At 70.3% G+C, this 19,596-nt stretch carries 20 protein-coding genes; 6 read left to right on the forward strand and 14 right to left on the reverse strand.

Features of this window, described 5'->3' with window-relative positions; all coding sequences use genetic code 11:
* Window positions 1-127 precede the first annotated feature (127 nt).
* The 8 genes from DFP74_RS27480 to hisD all read right to left on the reverse strand — a co-directional run bounded on the left by DFP74_RS27480 (window position 128) and on the right by hisD (window position 6,613).
* On the reverse strand, window positions 128-727 hold the full coding sequence (locus tag DFP74_RS27480; RefSeq protein WP_121186105.1) for a peptidoglycan-binding protein: 600 nt from the start codon (window positions 725-727) through the stop codon (window positions 128-130).
* Between the two features lie 174 nt (window positions 728-901).
* Window positions 902-1,675 carry an imidazole glycerol phosphate synthase subunit HisF gene (hisF, locus tag DFP74_RS27485; RefSeq protein ID WP_121186107.1) on the reverse strand — a complete coding sequence of 258 codons (774 nt, stop codon included), beginning with the start codon at window positions 1,673-1,675 and terminating at the stop codon, window positions 902-904.
* Window positions 1,672-2,430, reverse strand: a complete 759-nt coding sequence (gene priA, locus DFP74_RS27490; RefSeq protein WP_121186109.1) for a bifunctional 1-(5-phosphoribosyl)-5-((5-phosphoribosylamino)methylideneamino)imidazole-4-carboxamide isomerase/phosphoribosylanthranilate isomerase PriA — start codon at window positions 2,428-2,430, stop codon at window positions 1,672-1,674. The genes hisF and priA overlap by 4 nt, the downstream gene beginning before the upstream one ends.
* 33 nt (window positions 2,431-2,463) lie before the next feature.
* Entirely contained in the window at window positions 2,464-3,117 is a 654-nt protein-coding gene (gene hisH, locus DFP74_RS27495; protein WP_121186111.1) for an imidazole glycerol phosphate synthase subunit HisH, read from the reverse strand.
* Between the two features lie 16 nt (window positions 3,118-3,133).
* Window positions 3,134-3,295, reverse strand: a complete 162-nt coding sequence (locus DFP74_RS34030; RefSeq protein WP_199725799.1) for a hypothetical protein — start codon at window positions 3,293-3,295, stop codon at window positions 3,134-3,136.
* The gene (gene hisB, locus DFP74_RS27500; RefSeq protein ID WP_121186113.1) at window positions 3,296-3,889 is read right to left on the reverse strand and encodes an imidazoleglycerol-phosphate dehydratase HisB; all 594 of its coding nucleotides are present in this window, start codon (window positions 3,887-3,889) and stop codon (window positions 3,296-3,298) included.
* A 41-nt stretch (window positions 3,890-3,930) separates the two neighbouring features.
* Complete coding sequence (locus DFP74_RS27505) at window positions 3,931-5,013, reverse strand: histidinol-phosphate transaminase (protein WP_121186115.1); 1,083 nt, start codon at window positions 5,011-5,013, stop codon at window positions 3,931-3,933.
* Between the two features lie 298 nt (window positions 5,014-5,311).
* The gene (gene hisD, locus DFP74_RS27510; RefSeq protein ID WP_121186117.1) at window positions 5,312-6,613 is read right to left on the reverse strand and encodes a histidinol dehydrogenase; all 1,302 of its coding nucleotides are present in this window, start codon (window positions 6,611-6,613) and stop codon (window positions 5,312-5,314) included.
* 259 nt (window positions 6,614-6,872) lie between these two features.
* Between hisD and DFP74_RS27515 the strand changes: the two genes are divergently transcribed.
* From DFP74_RS27515 to DFP74_RS27530, 4 genes are all read left to right on the forward strand, one after another.
* Window positions 6,873-7,433, forward strand: a complete 561-nt coding sequence (locus DFP74_RS27515) for a ferritin (protein WP_121186119.1) — start codon at window positions 6,873-6,875, stop codon at window positions 7,431-7,433.
* A 219-nt stretch (window positions 7,434-7,652) separates the two neighbouring features.
* Entirely contained in the window at window positions 7,653-8,429 is a 777-nt protein-coding gene (locus DFP74_RS27520; RefSeq protein ID WP_121186121.1) for an LON peptidase substrate-binding domain-containing protein, read from the forward strand.
* Window positions 8,430-8,718: 289 nt separating this feature from the next.
* Complete coding sequence (gene ybaK / locus DFP74_RS27525) at window positions 8,719-9,171, forward strand: Cys-tRNA(Pro) deacylase (protein ID WP_121186123.1); 453 nt, start codon at window positions 8,719-8,721, stop codon at window positions 9,169-9,171.
* Between the two features lie 83 nt (window positions 9,172-9,254).
* Window positions 9,255-11,117 (forward strand): long-chain fatty acid--CoA ligase, encoded by a 1,863-nt coding sequence (locus tag DFP74_RS27530; protein ID WP_121186125.1) that lies wholly within the window; start codon window positions 9,255-9,257, stop codon window positions 11,115-11,117.
* Between the two features lie 9 nt (window positions 11,118-11,126).
* Here DFP74_RS27530 and DFP74_RS27535 read toward each other — a convergent pair whose 3' ends face one another.
* Entirely contained in the window at window positions 11,127-11,933 is an 807-nt protein-coding gene (locus tag DFP74_RS27535; RefSeq protein ID WP_233571188.1) for a hypothetical protein, read from the reverse strand.
* Window positions 11,934-12,003: 70 nt separating this feature from the next.
* On the opposite strand from DFP74_RS27535, the gene DFP74_RS27540 reads away from it, so the two are divergent.
* Together DFP74_RS27540 and DFP74_RS27545 are read left to right on the forward strand one after the other, a co-directional pair.
* The gene (locus DFP74_RS27540) at window positions 12,004-12,543 is read left to right on the forward strand and encodes a DinB family protein (protein WP_121186127.1); all 540 of its coding nucleotides are present in this window, start codon (window positions 12,004-12,006) and stop codon (window positions 12,541-12,543) included.
* Window positions 12,544-12,553: 10 nt separating this feature from the next.
* Window positions 12,554-13,105, forward strand: a complete 552-nt coding sequence (locus DFP74_RS27545) for a DinB family protein (protein WP_121186129.1) — start codon at window positions 12,554-12,556, stop codon at window positions 13,103-13,105.
* 83 nt (window positions 13,106-13,188) lie between these two features.
* Here the strand turns inward: DFP74_RS27545 and DFP74_RS27550 are convergent, their stop codons facing one another.
* The 5 genes from DFP74_RS27550 to DFP74_RS27570 all read right to left on the reverse strand — a co-directional run bounded on the left by DFP74_RS27550 (window position 13,189) and on the right by DFP74_RS27570 (window position 19,463).
* On the reverse strand, window positions 13,189-14,025 hold the full coding sequence (locus tag DFP74_RS27550; protein ID WP_121186131.1) for a PadR family transcriptional regulator: 837 nt from the start codon (window positions 14,023-14,025) through the stop codon (window positions 13,189-13,191).
* A gap of 149 nt (window positions 14,026-14,174) precedes the next feature.
* Entirely contained in the window at window positions 14,175-17,738 is a 3,564-nt protein-coding gene (gene dnaE, locus DFP74_RS27555; RefSeq protein WP_121186133.1) for a DNA polymerase III subunit alpha, read from the reverse strand.
* A gap of 139 nt (window positions 17,739-17,877) precedes the next feature.
* Complete coding sequence (locus DFP74_RS27560) at window positions 17,878-18,108, reverse strand: DUF397 domain-containing protein (protein WP_121186135.1); 231 nt, start codon at window positions 18,106-18,108, stop codon at window positions 17,878-17,880.
* 279 nt (window positions 18,109-18,387) lie between these two features.
* Window positions 18,388-18,585, reverse strand: a complete 198-nt coding sequence (locus tag DFP74_RS27565; RefSeq protein ID WP_121186137.1) for a DUF397 domain-containing protein — start codon at window positions 18,583-18,585, stop codon at window positions 18,388-18,390.
* Window positions 18,582-19,463 carry a helix-turn-helix transcriptional regulator gene (locus tag DFP74_RS27570; RefSeq protein WP_121186139.1) on the reverse strand — a complete coding sequence of 294 codons (882 nt, stop codon included), beginning with the start codon at window positions 19,461-19,463 and terminating at the stop codon, window positions 18,582-18,584. Before DFP74_RS27570 ends, DFP74_RS27565 begins: the two co-directional genes overlap by 4 nt.
* Between the last annotated feature and the right edge of the window lie 133 nt (window positions 19,464-19,596).

Genomic DNA, 19,596 nt, shown 5'->3' on the forward strand with positions numbered 1-19,596 from the left:
CCGGTACCCGGGACGGGCGGGAGCCAGACGCGGCGTCCTCGGGAGGGCCGGGCGGGGGCGGCGTGGGACGGCAGCGAGCGGGCCCCCGGCGGCGATCGCCGGGGGCCCGCTCCGGGCGCGCGGGTGGCTACCGGTCGTAGTCCTGGTAGGTGATCAGCGCCCGGAAGGTGTAGCTGCCCGTGATGCCGTCGACGCCGATCCCGAAGTGCTCCTGGGCGTCGCGGACGGCGGCCTCGGTCGCGGGGCCGTACACCCCGTCGGTGGCCAGGTGGTGGGCGAACTTGGCGTTGAGCAGGCGCTGGACCGCCTCGACCACGGGTCCGCTGGTGCCGGGGCCGAACTCGCCGAAGGTCTGCTCGCGCAGCAGCAGCCAGGTCTCGGCGTCGAGTCGCCCGGTCTCGGCGAGGTCGCCCGCGACCTGGTAGGCGTTGACCGACGCCTCCATCTTGGCGTCGAAGTCGATGGGCCGGTCGGCGTCCATGTGCGGGTCGTAGCCGTGGTGGATGAGCAGGAGCTTGGCCGCGGCGATGTCGACGTCGGCGTCGCCGAGGCCGTACTCGGGCCAGGGCGCGCCCTCGATCTCGGCGAGCGTGTCGTCGGAGGTGGCGTTCAGGTCGTCGGCGGAGGCCGGCGACGTGAACGCCACGCACACGGTCATCGCGAGCAGTCCGGCGGTGATCAGGGCCGTCAGGCGGCCGAGGAGTCCGGTTCGGGTGAGCGTGGACATGAGAGGTGTTCCTTCCCCCGTGGTGTGTCCTCTTTCACCCTGTGGGATGGGCACCTAGGACAGATCGTTCACAAAGTCGCCCCTAATACCACCAAAAGGACACACCTTACTGCCCTCGACCGACATTTTGTCTTTCCGGTGTGAACCGAGAGGCCGGTTCGTGCGTGGTGTCCCTCAGCGCACCGGGTATCCGGCCTCGCGCAGGCTGCCCTTGACGTCGTCGATGGTGAACTCCCCGAAGTGGAAGACGGTCGCGGCCAGGACCGCGTCGGCCCCCGCCTCGACCGCGGGGACGAAGTGCTCCACGGCCCCGGCCCCGCCGGAGGCGATCAGCGGCACGCCGACGCGGGCGCGCACGGCCCGGATGAGCTCCAGGTCGAAGCCCTCCTTGGTGCCGTCGGCGTCCATCGAGTTGAGCAGGATCTCCCCCGCGCCCAGGTCCGCGGCGCGCTCGCACCACTCCAGGGCGTCGATGCCGGTGCCGCGCCGGCCGCCGTGGGTGGTGACCTCGAACCCGCTGGGGGTGGGCTCACCGCCCTCGCGGACACGGCGCACGTCGGCGGAGAGCACCAGGACCTGGCGGCCGAAGCGCTCGGCGATCTCCGAGATGAGCTCGGGGCGGGCGATCGCGGCGGTGTTCACCCCGACCTTGTCGGCGCCCGCGCGCAGCAGCTGGTCGACGTCGTCGGCACTGCGCACGCCGCCGCCCACGGTCAGGGGGATGAACACCTGGTCCGCGGTGCGGCGCACCACGTCGTAGGTGGTCTCCCGGTTGCCGCTGGAGGCGGTGACGTCCAGGAACGTGAGCTCGTCCGCGCCGCCGCGGTCGTAGGTCCCGGCGAGTTCGACGGGGTCGCCCGCGTCGCGCAGGTTCTCGAAGTTGACGCCCTTGACCACGCGGCCCGCGTCCACGTCCAGACAGGGGATGACTCGGATGGCCAGGGTCACCGGTGCACGTCCTTCACGGTCGCCAGGGCGTCCTCCAGGGTGAACGCGCCCTCGTAGAGCGCGGTGCCCATGATCGCGCCCTCCACGCCCTCGGGCACGAGCGTGGCGATCGCCCGGAGGTCGTCGAGGCTGGACACGCCGCCGCTGGCCACGACCGGCCGGTCGGTGCGCTCGCACACGGTGCGCAGCAGGTCCAGGTTGGGGCCCTTGAGGGTGCCGTCCTTGTTGACGTCGGTGACGACGTAGCGGGCGCAGCCCTCGGACTCCAGGCGCTCCAGGGTGGCGAACAGGTCGCCGCCGTCGCGCGTCCAGCCGCGGGCGGCCAGGGTGGTGCCGCGCACGTCCAGGCCGATGGCGATCTTGTCGCCGTGCTCGGCGATGATCTTGGCGCACCACTCGGGGTTCTCCAGCGCGGCGGTGCCGATGTTGACGCGCCGGCAGCCGGTGGACAGGGCGGCGGCCAGCGACTCGTCGTCGCGGATGCCGCCGGACATCTCGACCTTGATGTCCAGGCGGCCGACGATGTCGCGCAGCAGATCGCGGTTGTGTCCGCGACCGAAGGCGGCGTCCAGGTCCACGAGGTGGATCCACTCGGCCCCGGCGTTCTGCCAGGCCGTGGCCGCTTCGAAGGGGTCGCCGTACTGGCCGCCGGAACCGGCCTTGCCCTGGACGAGCTGGACGGCCTGGCCGCCCGCCACGTCCACGGCGGGCAGCAGTTCGAGGGCGGGGGTGGTCGGGGTGGTCTCGCCGGTCATCTTGCCTTCTCGTACTCGGTGGGATCGGGCGTGCTAGAGGGTGGCGGCCCAGTTGGCCAGCAGGCGGGCGCCGGCGTCGCCGGACTTCTCCGGGTGGAACTGGGTCGCGCTCAGCGGCCCGTTCTCGACGGCGGCCACGAACGGTTCGCCGTGCTCGGACCAGGTGACCCTGGGCGCGTGGACGCGCGGGTTGTGGGAGGTGAGCTCCCAGGTGCGCACGGCGTAGGAGTGCACGAAGTAGAACCGGGCGTCGGGGTCGACGCCGTCGAAGAGCACCGAGTCCTCGGGCGCGCGGACGGTGTTCCAGCCCATGTGGGGCAGGATGGGCGCGCGCAGGCGCTCGACGGTGCCGGGCCACTCGCCGCAGCCCTCGGTCGCCTCCTCCTCGGCGCCCACGCCGGCCTGCTCGACGCCGCGGTCGAAGAGGACCTGCAGGCCCACGCAGATGGCCAGGACGGGGCGTCCCCCGGCCACGCGCCTGCCGATGACGCGGTCGCCGCCGGCGGCGCGCAGGCTGGACATGCAGGCGCTGAAGGCGCCCACGCCGGGGACGACGAGTCCGTCGGACTCCATCGCCACGCGCGGGTCGGAGGAGACGGTCACCTCGGCTCCGGTGCGCTCCATGGCGCGCTGGGCCGAGCGCAGGTTGCCGGAGCCGTAGTCGAACACGACCACGTGTGCGGGCATGGGTGTGCTTCCTTCTCTAGAGGTAGCCGAGCCGGAGCACCCCGGCGGCCACGGCCAGCGCCGTGCATCCGCCCAGGGCGACGGCCACGATCCGGTTGGACTTCCACAGGGTGTAGGTGCCTCCGGCCAGGAACCCGGCCAGCACGATGAAGAACAGGCCCCACAGGTCGCCGACCATCTACAGGGCGCCCTTGGTGGACGGGATGCCGCTCACGCGCGGGTCGTTCTCGGTGGCCGTGCGCAGGGCGCGGGCCAGGGCCTTGAACTGGCACTCGACGATGTGGTGGGCGTTGCGGCCGTAGGGCACGTGGACGTGCAGGGCCACGCGCGCCTGGGCGACGAACGACTCCAGGATGTGGCGGGTCATGGTGGTGTCGTAGTCGCGGCCGATGATCGGGGCCATGCCCTCCGGCTCGCTGTGCACGAGGTAGGGGCGGCCCGAGACGTCGACCGTCACCTCGGCCAGGGCCTCGTCCAGGGGCACCTTGGCGTCGGCGAAGCGGCGGATCCCGCGCTTGTCGCCGAGCGCCTCGCGGAAGGCGGCGCCCAGGGCCAGGGCGGTGTCCTCCATCGTGTGGTGCGAGTCGATGTGCAGGTCGCCCTCGGTGCGCACGGTGATGTCGAACAGGCCGTGCTTGGCGAGCTGGTCGAGCATGTGGTCGAAGAAGCCGACGCCGGTGGAGACGTCGGCGACTCCGGTGCCGTCGAGGTCGATCTCGACCGTGACCTTGGTCTCCTTGGTGGCGCGTTCGACGCGTCCGATGCGGCTCATGGTGGTCCCTCCTGCGAGGTGGTGGTGGACGACGGGTGGGCTCAGCGGCCGGTGGCCGCGAGGAGGGCGGCGCGGAAGGCGGCCATCTCCTGTGGGGTGCCGACGGTGACGCGCAGCCAGCCGGGCGGGCCGACCTCGCGGATCAGCACCTGGTGGTCGAGCATCGCCCGCCACACGCTCGTGCGGTCCTCGAACTCGCCGAACTGGACGAAGTTGGCGTCGGAGTCGGCGACGGTGAAGCCGTGCTCGCGCAGCCAGGCGACCAGGGCGTCGCGTTCGGCACGCAGGTCGGCGACGGCGCCGAGGAGTTCGTCGGCGTGGTCGAGCGCGGTGCGCGCGACCACCTGGGTGACCGCCGACAGGTGGTAGGGCAGGCGCACCAGCTGGAGGGCGTCGACCACGGCCGGGTGGGCGGCGAGGTAGCCCACGCGCGCGCCGGCCAGGGCGAAGGCCTTGGACATGGTGCGCGAGACGATGAGCCGCGGGTACTCGTCCAGGAGGGTCACGGCGCTGGGCGTGTCCTGGCGCCGGAACTCGGCGTAGGCCTCGTCCACCACCAGGACCCCGGGAACCGCCTCGGCCAGGCGCCGGATGTCGGCGATGTCCACGGCGGTGCCGGTGGGGTTGTTGGGCGAGGTGAGGAAGACGACGCTGGGCCGGTGCTCGTCGATGGCGGCCAGGGCGGCCTCGACGTCGACACGGAACTCGGCGTCGCGCGGGACGGACACCCACGCGGTACCGGTGCCGCGCGAGATGATCGGGTGCATCGAGTAGGAGGGCTCGAAGCCCATCGCGGTGCGGCCGGGCCCGCCGAAGGCCTGGAGGATCTGCTGCAGGACCTCGTTGGAGCCGTTGGCGGCCCAGACCTGGGCGGCGGTCAGCCCGTGGCCGAGGTAGGCGGCCAGGCCCTCGCGCAGCCTGACGGCGTCGCGGTCGGGGTAGCGGTTCAGGTCCAGGGCGGCCTCGGCGACCGCTTCGGCCAGGGCCTTGGCCAGGCGCGCGGAGGGCGGGTGCGGGTTCTCGTTGGTGTTGAGGACCACCGGCACGTCCATCTGCGGCGCGCCGTAGGGCGACTGGCCCTTGAGGTCATCGCGCAGGGGCAGGTCGTTCAGGCTGAAGCTCACGTGTGTCACGCTCGTGCTCGGTTGTGGGCCGGTAGATTCTGTGGCCGGGCCGTCCGATGGAGCGACCCGGTGGCCGTGGGTCCGCCCTGGCGGGCGGGCCCGGGGCGGTCAGGCCGCCCGCGGGGCCGGCGGTGCGGCGCCGGGGCCGTGCCCACGCCCTCGGACCGGGGCGAGCGGGCCCGCGCGCCGCGAACGGCGCCGGGCGGCCGCTGCCCCCCGGCCCGCGCACGGGCGCCGCACGGCAGCCGGTGCGCGCGGTGGTCACGGCGCCGGCTCCGGGCGACGGGGACCGTGGGACTCAGTCCCGCTTCGGGTCCGTCCGCGCGGCCACGGCCTCGCCGTGGGCGGGCAGGTCCTCGGCCTCGGCCAGGGCGATGACGTGATGGGCGACGTCGGCCAGCGCGTCACGGGTGTAGTCGACGATGTGCACCCCCCGCAGGAAGGTCTGCACGCTCAGGCCGCCGGAGTGGCAGGCGCAGCCTCCGGTGGGCAGGACGTGGTTGGATCCGGCGGCGTAGTCCCCCAGGGAGACCGGTGAGTGGTCGCCGACGAAGATCGCGCCCGCGTTGCGCACGCGGTCGGCGACGGCGGCGGCGTCCCCGGTCATGATCTCCAGGTGTTCGGCCGCGTAGGCGTCCACGACGGCGAGCCCGTGGTCGAGGTCCTCGACCAGGACGATGCCGGACTGCGGCCCCGCGAGGGCCTCACGGACGCGGTCGCCGTGCTTGGTGGCGGCGACGCGGACGGCCAGGCGTGCGGTGACCGCCTCGGCCAGGGCCTCGTCCGGGGTCACCAGGACGGAGGCGGCGACGACGTCGTGCTCGGCCTGGCTGATGAGGTCGGCGGCGACGTAGTCGGGGTCCGCGGTGGCGTCGGCCAGGATCGCGATCTCGGTGGGGCCGGCCTCGGCGTCGATGCCGATGACCCCCTTGAGCAGGCGTTTGGCGGCGGCCACCCAGATGTTGCCCGGCCCGGTGACCATGTCGACGCGGCGGCACTCGCCCGCGCCGTAGGCGAACATAGCCACGGCCTGGGCGCCGCCCACGGCGTAGACCTCGTCCACGCCCAGCAGGGCGCAGGCGGCCAGGATGGTCGGGTGCGGCAGCCCGCCGAAGTCGCTCTGGGGCGGCGAGCTCACGGCCAGGGAGCGCACGCCCGCCTCCTGGGCGGGGACGACGTTCATGATGACGCTGGACGGGTAGACCGCGCGCCCGCCCGGTACGTAGAGGCCGACGCGGTCGACGGGAATCCACTTCTCCTTGACGGAGCCGCCGGGCACGACCTGGGTGGTGTGGTCGCTGCGGCGCTGGTCGCGGTGGACCATGCGGGCGCGGCGGATCGACTCCTCCAGCGCGGCGCGCACGGCCGGGTCCAGTTCGGCCAGGGCGGTGTCGATCGCGTCCTTGGGGACGCGGATGTCGGTGAGCCGGACCCCGTCGAAGCGTTCTGTGAGGTCGATCAGTGCCTCGGTGCCGCGATGGCGTACGTCCTCGCACAGGGGTCGTACGCGTTCGGCGGCGGCCGCCACGTCGAGTTCCGCCCGCGGAAGGGCTTCACGGGGGTCGCCTTGGGTGCCTCGGAGGTCGATTCGACTGATCACGGCCCCAGTCTAGGGTGCTCCGCCCGTCTGATGGGTGGCGGTGTCCGGATGATGGACACCACATCCGCGCGCGACCGGGACGACCGGGGCGAACACCGCCGGGACGACATCGGCCGACAGTCCCCCGCATACGGGCCAATAAGTGTCGCCTTACTTTGGAATACCTTACCTCAGTCATATTTCGAAAGGCTTGCCTAACTAATTGCCGGACACACCGACCCGTTTCGCATAATGCTTTTCTTTGCGTTATCATGGGGCCATGACTTCAGTTAAGGGTTCAGAAATCGGCCTTTCCAAGTTCCATCGCCTCCTGGTTGACCAGGTGCGGCACGAGTTCACCGCTTCGCACCAGTACGTGGCGATCGCGACCTGGTTCGACAACCAGGACCTGCCGCAGCTGGCCCGGGTCTTCTACGAGCAGGCGCTCGAGGAGCGCGACCACGCGATGATGATCGTGCGTTTCCTCCTCGACAGCGACATCGACTTCGCCATGCCCGGCGTGGACGAGATCGAGACGCATTTCACCTCTCCCCGCGACCTCGTGGCGCTGGCCCTGCGCCAGGAGCGGGAGGTGACCGACCAGTTCCTGCGTATGGCCAAGGTGGCGCGCGACGAGGACGACTACACCGGCGAGCAGTTCCTCCAGTGGTTCATCCAGGAGCAGACCGAGGAGGTCGCCAAGATGTCCACGCTGCTCAACGTGGTGGACCGCTCCAACGGCAACCTGTTCGACGTGGAGACCTTCGTCGCCCGCGACATGCCCAGCGAGGACGCCGGCAGCCAGGGCGCTCCCGGCACCGCAGGCCCCTCGGTCTCCTGACCGCGGCCCGATCCACGGCCGCCCACGGGCGGCCCGTCCCCGCGCCCCGGGGCGCCGGCACGACCGGTCTTTGAGGGGAGGACCGGCCGTCCCGCCCCGGGGCGCCGACGCGGTCCCGGGGCGGAGCGTCGCTCCACGGCGCGCTCCGTCCCGGGCCACCGGCGCGCTCGCCCCACGACGGCGACCCCCACGGGACGTCGCGACCGGCATACTGGGATCATGCCCGTGGCACTGCCGATCTTCCCGCTGAACACCGTGTTGTTCCCCGGTATGAGCGTCCCCTTGCACATCTTCGAGAGGCGCTACCGCCGCCTGGTGTCGGAACTGCTCGACACCGGTTCCGACTCCCCCGGCGGCCGGGACGACGCGCCCGGACCGCGGCGCTTCGGGGTGGTGTGGATCGAACTGGGCCACGAGGTGGCCGGTGAGTCCGGACAGGCCGCGGGCGGTGCGGAGACCGGCGTGCCCACGACCGGCGGCCCGCACACGTCGCTGCCCCGGATCAGCGCGGTCGGCTGCACGGCCGTGGTCCGCGACGTGCGCCCCTACGGCGACGGGCGCTACGACCTGGTGGTGGAGGGCGGCGCCCGGTTCTCGGTCACCGACCTGTCCGAGGTCGACCCCTCCTCCCCCGACGAGTACGCCCAGGCCTCGGTGGCGTTCCTGCCCGAGCCCATGGGGCCGGACGTGGAGGAACACGCCGAGCGGGTCCGGGACCTGTACGAGGTCTACTGCGAGCGGCTGGCCGCGATCGGTATGGCGCCCGAGACCTCGCCCGAGCTGCCCAAGGACCCCATCGCCCTGTCCTACTCGGTGGCCGCCTCCACGGTGCTGGACCAGGCGGAGAAGCAGCGGCTGCTGGAGGCGGAGGACGCCGCGACACGGCTGGCGGTGGCCGCGCGCTTCCTGCGCAGGGAGAACCGGATCGTGGCGACTCCCACTCTGCCCAACCTCCCCGCGGGCCCCTTCCTCAACAACGGGGTCTCGTTCAACTAGGGCGTGTTCCGTGGACGCCGCCCGTGGCGAGCCGCGAGCCGGCGGTGCTCTCGCAAGGCCGAAGAAGGAGCCGTCCTGGTTCGGCCGTCGACTGATGAGAACGCGGCGAGAGTGCCGCTGGAACGCCGTGTAGCAGGGCAGGTATTCGCGGAACATGCCCTAGATTGCTGGGCGGGCTGGGAGTGCGTCCGGATCGGCTGTGACGCGTTCTCGTGCCGGGACACAGACCCGCGCTCCGGCGCGCCGACACACCAGGGGATCCATGAGTGCACAAGCCACGCCCGCGACCGTGGCCGCCGGGCGGACCAAGACGACCTTCACCCTGCACCCGTACTCGGCCGATGGAGACGGGCACTCCTACGGGGCCGACGCCGCCGACGCGCTCGGCGTCCCGCACGCCCAGGTCTTCAAGACACTGATCGCGGAAGTGGACGGGGTCTTCACCGTGGGGGTCGTCCCGGTGAGCACGACGCTCAACCTCAAGGCGCTGGCGGCCGCGGTCGGGGGGAAGAAGGCCACGATGGCCGATCCGGCCCGCGCGGAGAAGATCACGGGGTATGTGCGCGGCGGCATCAGCCCGCTGGGGCAGCGCAAGCGGCTGCGGACGGTGGTGGACTCCTCGGTCACGGGCCTGCCGTCGGTGTACGTGTCCGCGGGGCGGCGCGGGTTGCAGATGGAGCTGGCGCCGCGGGACCTCATCTCGCTGACCGAGGCGGTCACCGCGCCGATCGGCGCGCCCTGACCCGGTCGGCCCCGGACGCGTCCGGGGCCGGGACGTGTGCACCGACTGTTGCCGCTACCCCTACCCAGGGGTAGCTTTGTGAGATGGGCAACAGTGAATCCCCCGCTCGATCCGTCCCCGACATGTTCCTCTCCCGCGTGCGGGAATCGGGTGACCACGAGGCGTTCAGCCACCCCGTCCCCAACACGACCGGTACTCCGGAGGAGTGGAGGACCCTCACCTGGTCGCAGACGCTGGACCGGGTACGCCACATCGCGCTCGGCCTGCACGCGCTCGGTGTGACCTCCCAGGCCAGGTGCGCCATCGACGCGAGCACCAGGATCGAGTGGATCCTGGCCGACCTCGGCGTGCTGTGCGCCGGCGGTGCCGTCACCACCATCTACCCCTCCTCGACGCCGCCCGACTGCGCCTACATCGTCTCCGACTCCGGCAGCATGGTCGCCTTCGCCGAGGACGCCGAGCAGGTGGCCAAGCTCGTCGACCAGCGCTCCCGGATGCCCGGGCTGTCCAAGGTCGTGGTCTTCGACGGCGAGGGCGACGGCGACTGGGTCATGACGCTGGCCGAACTGGAGGCCAGGGGCGCCGAACTGGCCGCGGAGAAGCCCGACCTGTTCGACGAGCTCGTGGACGCGGTCCGGCCCGACCACCTGGCCACGCTGATCTACACCTCCGGCACCACCGGGCGGCCCAAGGGCGTCCGGCTGGACCACGCCAACTGGCTGTACGAGGCGCAGGCGGTCCACGACCTCGGGGAGGAGGTGCGGGCGCAGGGCCACGACCTGATGACCGGCGACGACGTGCAGTACCTGTGGCTGCCGCTGTCCCATGTCTTCGGCAAGTACATGCAGGTCAGCCAGTTGCGGATGGGGTTCAGGACGGCGGTGGACGGGCGCGTCGACAAGATCGTCGACAACCTGGCCATCGTTCGGCCCACGTTCATGGCGGCGGCGCCGCGCATCTTCGAGAAGGTGTACAACCGCGTGGTCATGCAGGCCAAGGAGGGCGGAGCCGCCAAGTTCCGCATCTTCACCTGGGCCGCGGGCGTGGCCGACCGGGTCGCCCGGGCCAGGGAGCAGGGCAAGGAGCCCACGGGCGTGCTCGCCCTGCAGCACGCGGTGGCGGACCGACTGGTGTTCGGCAAGCTGCGGGCCCGGTTCGGCGGACGGCTCAAGTTCTTCGTGTCGGGCAGCGCGCCGCTGGCCCCGGAGATCGGCCGGTTCTTCTACGGCGCGGGCGTGACCATCCTGGAGGGCTACGGGCTCACCGAGACCAGCGCGGGCTCCTTCGTCAACCGGCCGGGCGACGTGCGCTTCGGCACCGTCGGGCTCCCAATGCCGGGCACGGAGGTCCGGATCGCCGAGGACGGCGAGGTGCTCCTGCGCGGCGGCGGCGTGATGCGCGGGTACCACAACCTCTCCGGCGCCACCGAGGAGGTGCTCACCGAGGACGGCTGGTTCGCCACCGGCGACATCGGTGTCCTGGAGGACGGGCGGCTGCGCATCACCGACCGCAAGAAGGAGCTGATCAAGACCTCGGGCGGCAAGTACGTGGCTCCGCAGGTGATCGAGAGCCGGTTCAAGTCGGTGTGCCCCTACATCAGCAACTTCATCGTGCACGGCGACCGGCGCGCCTACTGCGTTGCGCTGGTGGCGCTGGACCCCGAGGCGATCGACGTGTGGGCGGAGGCCCACGGTCTGGGCGCCCTGAACTACTCCGGGCTGGTCAAGGAGCCGAAGGTGCGCCAGATGGTGCAGGAGGCCATCGACGTGCTCAACCGGGACCTGCCGCGGCACGAGACCATCAAGAAGTTCACGATCCTGCCCCGCGAGCTGTCGGTGGACGAGGGCGAGATCACGCCGAGCCTGAAGATGCGGCGGCGGGCGGTCGAGGACCGGTACCGGGACCTGCTCGACGCCATGTACGAGGACTCGGTCCAGACCATCTGAGGCGGCGGGTCAGCGCTCGTCGGACCCCGGCTCGCCCTCGGAGTAATTCCGGTGGGCGGGCGGCCCCGACTCGGGTCCGCCCCGCGCCGGGGTCCGCGGCGTGTCTGCGGCCCCGCCGGCGTCGGCGCCGTGGAGGGTCTCCTCATCGGTGCCCGCGACCTGCCCGGGTCCGGGGCCGCCCTGGGCGTCCGTGCCGGAGTCGGCGCCGAAGTCGGAGTCGGAGTCGGCGGCCGGCGCATGAGCGGGAGCAGGAACGGGAGCGGGAGCGGGCTCCGTGACACCGGGCTGGTCGCGGCGGATCGCGCTGATCAGGTCCAGCAGCGCGTACTGCAGGACGAACACGAAGGGCCAGGCCACCAGGAAGGCGGTGGCACGCAGGCGCAGGCCGATCTCGACGGTCTCCCCCGGTTCGGCCGCCGCCAGGGCGGCGTGCAGGGGTGCGTCCAGGGCCGTACCGATCCGCCAGGTGAGCAGCGTGGCCGCGACCGACCCCGCGAGCCCCGCGATGAGGCACACCATCCGCAGGTCCTGCTCCTGTCGCCGCGCGAGCGGGAACTGCGCCATGTAGGCGATGTAGCCGGTGACGAGCCCGGCGATCGCGGTCATGACGACGAAGTAGCCCTCGCCGGCGAACACGTCTTCGCTGGCACCGGTGAAGACCTCGCCGTCGCCGAGCGCGGTGCCCTCGGCCCGCACCGGGACCAACTCCCACCACAGCGGGCCCAGGAGTGCGCCCATCAGCGCCACTCCTCCGAACAGGCAGGCCCCCACGATCACTCGGCGTCGTGCCCCCGCGAGCCGCCTGTACTCGGTCATCCGGTCCTCCCCGTCCCCGTCGCCCCGAAAACCACTGGCTACGGGGCATGGCCGGAAGGAGAATACCGGCATGAGCGACATGAACCACCCCATCACCCTGTCCACGACACAGCGTGTCGACCCACCGATGGCCGCGGACGAACGCACGATGCTGCTGTCGTGGTTGGACTGGCACCGGGCGACCGTGCGCACCAAGTGTGCGGGTCTGGCCCCCGAGCTCTCCTCGGCGACGCCGCTGCCCGAGTCACCGATGATGAGCATCGGCGGCATCGTCTCCCACCTGCGCTGGGTGGAGGCGTACTGGTTCGAGGTGGTGCTCCTCAACCAGCCGGACGTGGCGCCCTATTCCGCCGCGGATCCCGACGGGGAGTTCCGGGTCGGGCTGCACCGCCCGCTCAACGAGCTCCTGGACGAGTACGACGCCCAGTGCGAGCGCTCCCGGGAGATCACCGCCCGGCTCGAACTCGGCAGCTCCGCCCGGGCCGTCACCGACCATCGGGGGCGCACGACCCTGCGGTGGGTCCTGGTGCACATGCTCGAGGAGACCGCCCGCCACAACGGACATCTGGACCTGCTCCGCGAACTCGCGGACGGCACCACCGGCGAATAGGTTCTCCACCATGACCAACGAACCCTCCCCCGCCTCCCCGGCCCCGTCCGCGTCCGCGTCCGCCCACGTCGAACCGCCCGTGGCGGCCGACGAGACCACCATGCTCACCGCCTGGCTGGACGCGCACCGGGCCGCCGTCCACCGCACGTGCGCCGGGCTGAGCGCCGAACACGCCGTGGCGGCCCCGCTGCCGAGCTCGCCGATGATGAGCATCGGCGGCATCGTCTCCCACCTGCGCTGGGTGGAGCACGCCTGGTTCGAGATCCTGCTCCTGGACCTGCCCGACCAGGGCTACGCCACTCCCGACGACCCCGACGCCGAGTGGCGCCGGGGCACTGAGGTCCCACTCCCCCAGCTGCTCGACGAGTACGAGGCCCAGTGCGAGCGCTCCCGGGAGATCACCGCTCGACTCGACCTGGACACGTCGGCGCTGCGCGCACGCAAGGACGAGGACCCCACGACCCTGCGGTGGGTCCTGGTGCACATGGTCGAGGAGACCGCCCGCCACAACGGGCACCTGGACCTGCTCCGCGAACTCGCCGACGGCACCACGAACCGGTAGCCCCGCACGCGCGCGATCGGCGCCGGTGACCACGTCCCCCGGCGCCGTCGCGTGAGCGGGTGCCTGGGCACCCGGTGCACGGGTCAGTCCTCGTCCTCCTCGGTGTCCGCCGACGCGGCGGTGGGCTCGGGCGCCTCCTCGGCGAGGATCCGGTACAGGCTCCTGGTGGAGTCGCCCAGGAGCCGCTTGGCCCGCTCCACCTGCTCGTCGGTGCCCGCCTGCACGACCTGCGCGGCCGCCGCGCTCAGCTGGTAGGCGAGCGTGCTGATCTCCTCGTAGCGTGACCGGCTGTCGGCGTAGGCGTCGGCCACCGCCTCCCAGGGCGGGGTGAGTGCGGCGGCGTTCTCCTCCAGGTAGTCCACGCCCTCCTCTGTGAGGCGGTAGGGGCGTCGGCGCCCCTCACCCTCCTCCTGGACCACCAGGCCCTCGTCCTCCAACTGCTGGAGCATCGGGTAGACCGAGCCGGGGCTGGGCCGCCACATCCCGCCGCTGCGCTCGCGGCCCTCGCGGATGATCTCGTAGCCGCTGCGCGACTCCTCGGCGAGCAGCAACAGGATGCCGGTGCGCACGTCGCCGCGCTTGGCGCGGTGTCCGCCGCGCCCGCCGCGCCCGCCCCGGCCGGGGCCGAAGCCGCCTCCGGGGCCGAAGCCGCCGAAGGGGTGGCCCGGGCCGAAGTGGCCGCCTCCCCACGGGGGCACGCCGGGAGGCATCGGTGGCTGGGGCGGGGTCGGCGGCGGCCCGAACCGGGCCCGGTGCTCGTCGGGTCCGCCCGCGTGGGGTCCCCCACGAGGGCCGCGCCTACGGCTGCGGGGGTCGCCGTCCGGTGCCCAGCCCCAGAAGCCGCGCGAACGTCCGCCGCGGCCGAAACGTCCGCCGCGCGCGTCCCAGGACCAGGGGCCGGGAAGTGCCATGGCACTCATGGTGTTCTCCTTAGATCGATACAGCGCGACTGTCTTAGCGTGTCGCGATAGCTCAAAGATATATCTTTAACTCTGACGCGGCAAGCGCGGGCACGAAAAAGTCCCCGCGCGCCTCAGGGCACGCGGGGACGTCGGGGCGGGTCCGGCGGTCAGTAGTCGACCGCGTACGCCCCCAGCAGGCTCTTGACCTCACCGTTGAACTCCGGGGAGATCCGCACCGTGTACCGGTCCACGGCGTAGATCCGCGAGCGGACCGGGTTGTCCACCCGGATGCGCACCGGGGTCTCGCCCTTGTGGGTGTCGAGCACCTGCCGCAGGTCGGCGACCAGCTCCGGGGTGAGCCGTTTCTCGTCCACGGTCAGCAGGACCGGCGGCTCGCCCTCGGTGACGTGGGAGATGTCCAGGATGGACATCTCCGAGGCGAACATCGAGTACGTGCCGTCACGGTCGTTGAGCCGGCCCTTGACGGTGACCGCGGTGTCCTCCAGCAGGGCGTCGACGTAGAGCGGATACGTCTTGGGGAAGAACAGGACCTCCATGCTGGCGTCCAGGTCCTCCACCGTGGCGATCGCCCACTGGTTGCCCGCCTTGTTGGTGCGCTTGTCCACCTTGGAGATCAGCCCCGCGATCCGCACCTCACCGCGTTCGCGTGCCATCTCCCCGGCCACGACCTGCGCGATCGATGTGTCGCGGGAGCGCGCCAGCACCCGCTCGGCCCCGGCCAGCGGGTGGCTGGACACGTACAGGCCCAGCATCTCCCGCTCGAAGGCGAGCTTGGTCTTGCGGTCCCACTCCTCGTCGCCCCAGTTGATGTTGAGGCCGATGGGAGTGGAGTCCTCCTCGCCCTCGCCGCCGCCGAACAGGTCGAACTGGCCGTGCGCCTCCTGCTTCTTGGAGCTGATCATGCCGTCGACCGCGGTCTCGTGGTGGCGGTACAGCTCGCGCCGCGGCTGGCCCAGGGAGTCGAACCCGCCTGCCTTGACCAGCGACTCGATGACCCTCTTGTTGCAGGCGGCGAGCTCGATCTTGGACAGGAAGTCGGTGAAGGAGGAGAACTTGCCCTTCTCCGTGCGGGTCTTGATGATCGAGTTGACCACGTTCGCGCCGACGTTGCGCACCGCGCCCATGCCGAAGCGGATGTCCCGGCCGACCGGCGTGAAGCGCAGACCCGACTCGTTGACGTCCGGCGGCAGCACCTTGATGCCCTGCGCGCGGCACTCGGCCAGGTAGACCGCCATCTTGTCCTTGTCGTCGCTGACCGAGGTCAACAGCGCGGCCATGTACGCGGCGGGGTAGTTGGCCTTCAGGTAGGCGGTCCAGTACGCGACGAGGGCGTATCCGGCCGCGTGCGACTTGTTGAACGCGTACCCGGCGAAGGGGAGCATGACGTCCCAGATCGCCTGCATGGACTCCCGGGAGAAGCCCTTCTCGATCATCCCGGCGGAGAACTTCTCGAACTCCTTCTCCAGGGCCTCCTTCTTCTTCTTGCCCATCGCCCGGCGCATCAGGTCGGCGCCGCCCAGGCTGTACCCGGCCATCTGCTGGGCGATGGCCATGATCTGCTCCTGGTAGACGATCAGGTGGTACGTCTCGCCGAGGATCGGGTCCAGCGCGTCCTTCAGTTCAGGGTGGATCGGGGTGACGTCCTGGCGCCCGTTCGACCGGTCCGCGTAGTCGTTGTGCGCGTTGGCGGCCATCGGACCGGGCCGGTACAGGGAGATCACGGCCGTGATGTCACCGAAGTTCTTCGGTTCCATCCGCTTGAGCAGGTTGCGCATCGCGCCGCCGTCCAGCTGGAACACACCGAGCGTGTCCCCCCTGGCGAGGAGCTTGTAGGCCTTCTTGTCGTCGAGGGGGACCTTGGACATGTCCAGGTCGATCCCCTCGGACTCCTTGATGCTCTTGACCGCGTCGTCGATGATCGTCAGGTTGCGCAGGCCCAGGAAGTCCATCTTGAGCAGACCCATGTCCTCGCACTGAGGGTAGGGAAAGCCGGTGATGATGGCGCCGTCGTTGTCGCGCTTGTGCAGCGGGATGACGTCGAGCAGCGGGTCGCGGGACAGGATCACGCCCGCGGCGTGGACGCCCGTTCCGCGGGTCAGGCCCTCGATACCGCGCGCGGTCTCCATGACCTTGGCGACCTGGGGGTCGTTGTCGACCAGGTTGCGCAGCTCCGTGGTCTCCGGGTACCGCTCGTGCTCGGTGTTGAACACCGCGTCCAACGGGATCTCGGCCCCGCCCACGGCGGCCGGGAAGGCCTTGGTGATCTGGTCGCCCACGGAGTAGGGCATGCCGAGGATGCGGGTGGAGTCCTTCACCGCGGCCTTGGCCTTGATGGTGCCGAAGGTGAGGATCTGCGCGACGCGCTCCTCGCCGTACAGGCGGGTGACGTAGTCGATCATCTCGGTGCGCCGACGCTCGTCGAAGTCGAGGTCGACATCGGGCATGCTCACGCGTTCGGGGTTGAGGAACCGTTCGAACAGCAGGCCGTGGGCCATCGGGTCCAGGTCCGTGATGCCCAGGACGTAGGCGATCATCGAGCCGGCGGCCGAACCACGGCCCGGCCCCAGGGCGATGCCCTCGCGGCGCGCGTACTGGCAGATGTCGGCCACGACGAGGAAGTAGGCCGGGAAGCCCATCTCGTTGATGATGCCGAGTTCGTAGTCGACGCGCCGCCGGTACTCCTCGCTGACCCCGTCGGGGTAGCGGTTGGGCAGGCAGCGCTCGACCTCCTTCCGCAGCCAGGAGGACTCGGTCTCGCCCTCGGGGATGGGGAAGGCGGGCATGAGGTCCCGGTGGGCGAACACCGAGTCGTAGGCGTCGGGCTCGATCCGCTCGGCGACGAGCAGGGTGTTCTTGCAGCCCTGGGCCCATTCGTCGAAGTTGAGCAGGCCCCGCATCTCGTCGGGGGTCTTGAGGTAGTAGCCCGAGCCGTTGAACCGGAACCGGGTGGGGTCGTCCAGGTTCTTGCCCACACCCACGGCCAGCAGGGCGTCGTGCGCGGAGGCCTGGGACTCGTAGACGTAGTGGGAGTCGTTGGTCACCAGCGGCGGGATGTCCAGCTCGCGGCCGACCTTGAGCAGGCCGTCACGGACCTGCTTCTCGATGGGCACGCCGTGGTCCATCAGCTCCAGGAAGACGTTCTCCTTGCCGAAGATGTCCTGGAGCTTGGCGGCGTAGGCGATCGCCTCCTTCTCCTGCCCGAGCCTCAGGCGTGTCTGCACACCGCCGGACGGGCACCCCGTCGAGACGATGATGCCCTCGCTGTTCTCCGCCATGAGGTCCAGGTCCATGCGGGGCTTCATGTAGTAGCCCTCCATGGACGCCAGCGAGGACATCTTGAAGAGGTTGCGCAGCCCCTTCGCGTTCTGCGCCAGCATCGTCATGTGCAGAAAACGACCGCCGCCGGAGATGTCCTTGCCACCTTCGCCCGACGCGTCGTCGGAACCACTCGCCCGACCCCAGAACACCCGCTTCTTGTGGAAGCGCGACTCCGGGGCGACGTAGGCCTCGATGCCGATGATGGGCTTGACGCCCGTGCCCTTGGACTGCTGGTAGAACTCGTAGGCCCCGAACATGTTGCCGTGGTCGGTCATGGCGACCGCCGGCATCTCCAACCGCGCGGCCTCCTTGAACAGGGGCTTGAGTTTCGCGGCGCCGTCCAGCATCGAGTACTCGGTGTGGACGTGCAGATGGGTGAACGAGTCGGCCATGGCTGATGGGCCCCCAGGAGGGTGGACGGACAGGTAGGTACTCCTGAGCCTACGACTTTCCCACGACTCTCGCGGCCCCCTGTGGACAACGAACAGGGCCCGCACCACCAGGATGCGAGCCCAGCCACGAGAGGCGGTCCTAGATCATGATGTCGTTCTCACGGGCGTAGTGGCGAACGAAGGCGTCCATCTCCGACTTCGTGAACCGCAGCGCCGCCATGGCCGGGTTCTTGGAGTCACGGACGGCGACTACTTCAGGGGTGTCGGCCACGAGGACGCACGACTCCTCGTCGCCGTTCTCATCGCTGTTGCCCCCGCAGGGCTTCGCCCACGCGACTCCGCGGAGGTCGATCTTGTACAGGTCGTCCACGGCCCCTCCTCAGTGCTCCGAACCGCAGTCCGGTTCGGCCTGCCGTAGCGATGCCCTGGCACGGCACCCCGGACACCGGAACTCCGCTCACAGTGGGTGTCCCACGCCCACAGAAGGCCACAGGGACTACGGACATCCCGGGCGCCTGCTCACAGTCGGGTTGTGACCACGATCCACGGTTCTTGGACCACGTGCCCCGCTCCCCAACGTGCGTCTCTGGAGGAACACGGGCCCACCCCTCTCACTGGCCAGACGAAGTCCAGCCACCGACGGTTCAGGTTAGCCGTGCTCAGAGGCCACGAGGAAGGCACACCACTCGCCCGTACCGAAGGTGAAGTGACCCAGTTCGGGATACTTGGAATCGCGAAGATACATGTGGCACGTACCCTCTGCTACTTCCACGCAGTCGCCGCCCTTGCTCCCGCTGTAGCTGGACTTCCACCACCTGAGTCCGGGAAGCTCTCGCTCATTGGTCATAGGTCTCTCGCAATTCCCATCATCAGCTCAACAGTGGCACGGGGCGCCAACGCCTGCATGCACAGTGCACCGAACGCCTGACGCACCGGTAGGACATCCTTCGCCTGATTGGACATTGTGGCAGTCCCACCGGCTTCGATGTACAGGAGTGATTCCTCTCCGATGAAGTCCAAGAGATTCCACGACCCATCCAACCCTGCATGCTCTGTCGCACCGATCGGTACGATCCCCAGGCTTACAACTCGGCTCTCAGCCAGCTCTATGAGCCTCTCGACCTGCTGTCTCAGCACGGTCGTCCCACCGATGGGTCGTCGGACGACCAGTTCGTCTATCACTGCGAGTAGCGTCGGCGGCGATTCGCGCTGAAGGATCTGCTGGCGCTGAATCCTGGCCGCCGTCTGTCGTTCAAGCTCATCGTCTCCCATGTACGGGCGACCACTACCGAGGACGGCTCGTGCATATGCTTCCGTCTGAAGGAGCCCTGGCACTGTCTGCGACTGGAAGGTGTAGATGGCGGTGGCCTCGGCTTCCAGGTTCGCGTAAGGCTTGAACCACGGGGGATATGGGTCGCTGGTGTCCTCCAGCAATGGCAGTATCCGGCCCAGGGCCCCTCCGGTGTTCAGCATCTCGTCGCAGCACTCGGTGAACCTGGACGTGACCTTGTCGCCCTCGCGGCTCTCCACCGGCGAGCGCTTGGCGGTCTCGACCATCGAGACCATGGACTTCGAGTACGGGATGAGTTCGGCGAGCTGGGCCTGCGTCAAACCGGCGGCCTCGCGGTGGCGCTTGAGTTCGCTGGCGTAGTACCTCAACGCCAACGAGACCGTACGCGGCTCGGCGTCGGGTTCCTCATCGTGGACGAGGTGCAGGTCGGTCATGGCGAACGCTCCGACAGGGGCGAGGGGGTAATGGTCGGTACCGACCGCAATCGACCGGCCCTCTCAGCGTAGTTCCGCACTCACGTTCGGTTGGGGTTTTCCACAGGTCCGGCTCGGCCACCGCGCCCACGGT

It is taken from the genome of Nocardiopsis sp. Huas11 (assembly GCF_003634495.1).
In the GTDB taxonomy this organism is placed as follows: Bacteria; Actinomycetota; Actinomycetes; order Streptosporangiales; family Streptosporangiaceae; genus Nocardiopsis.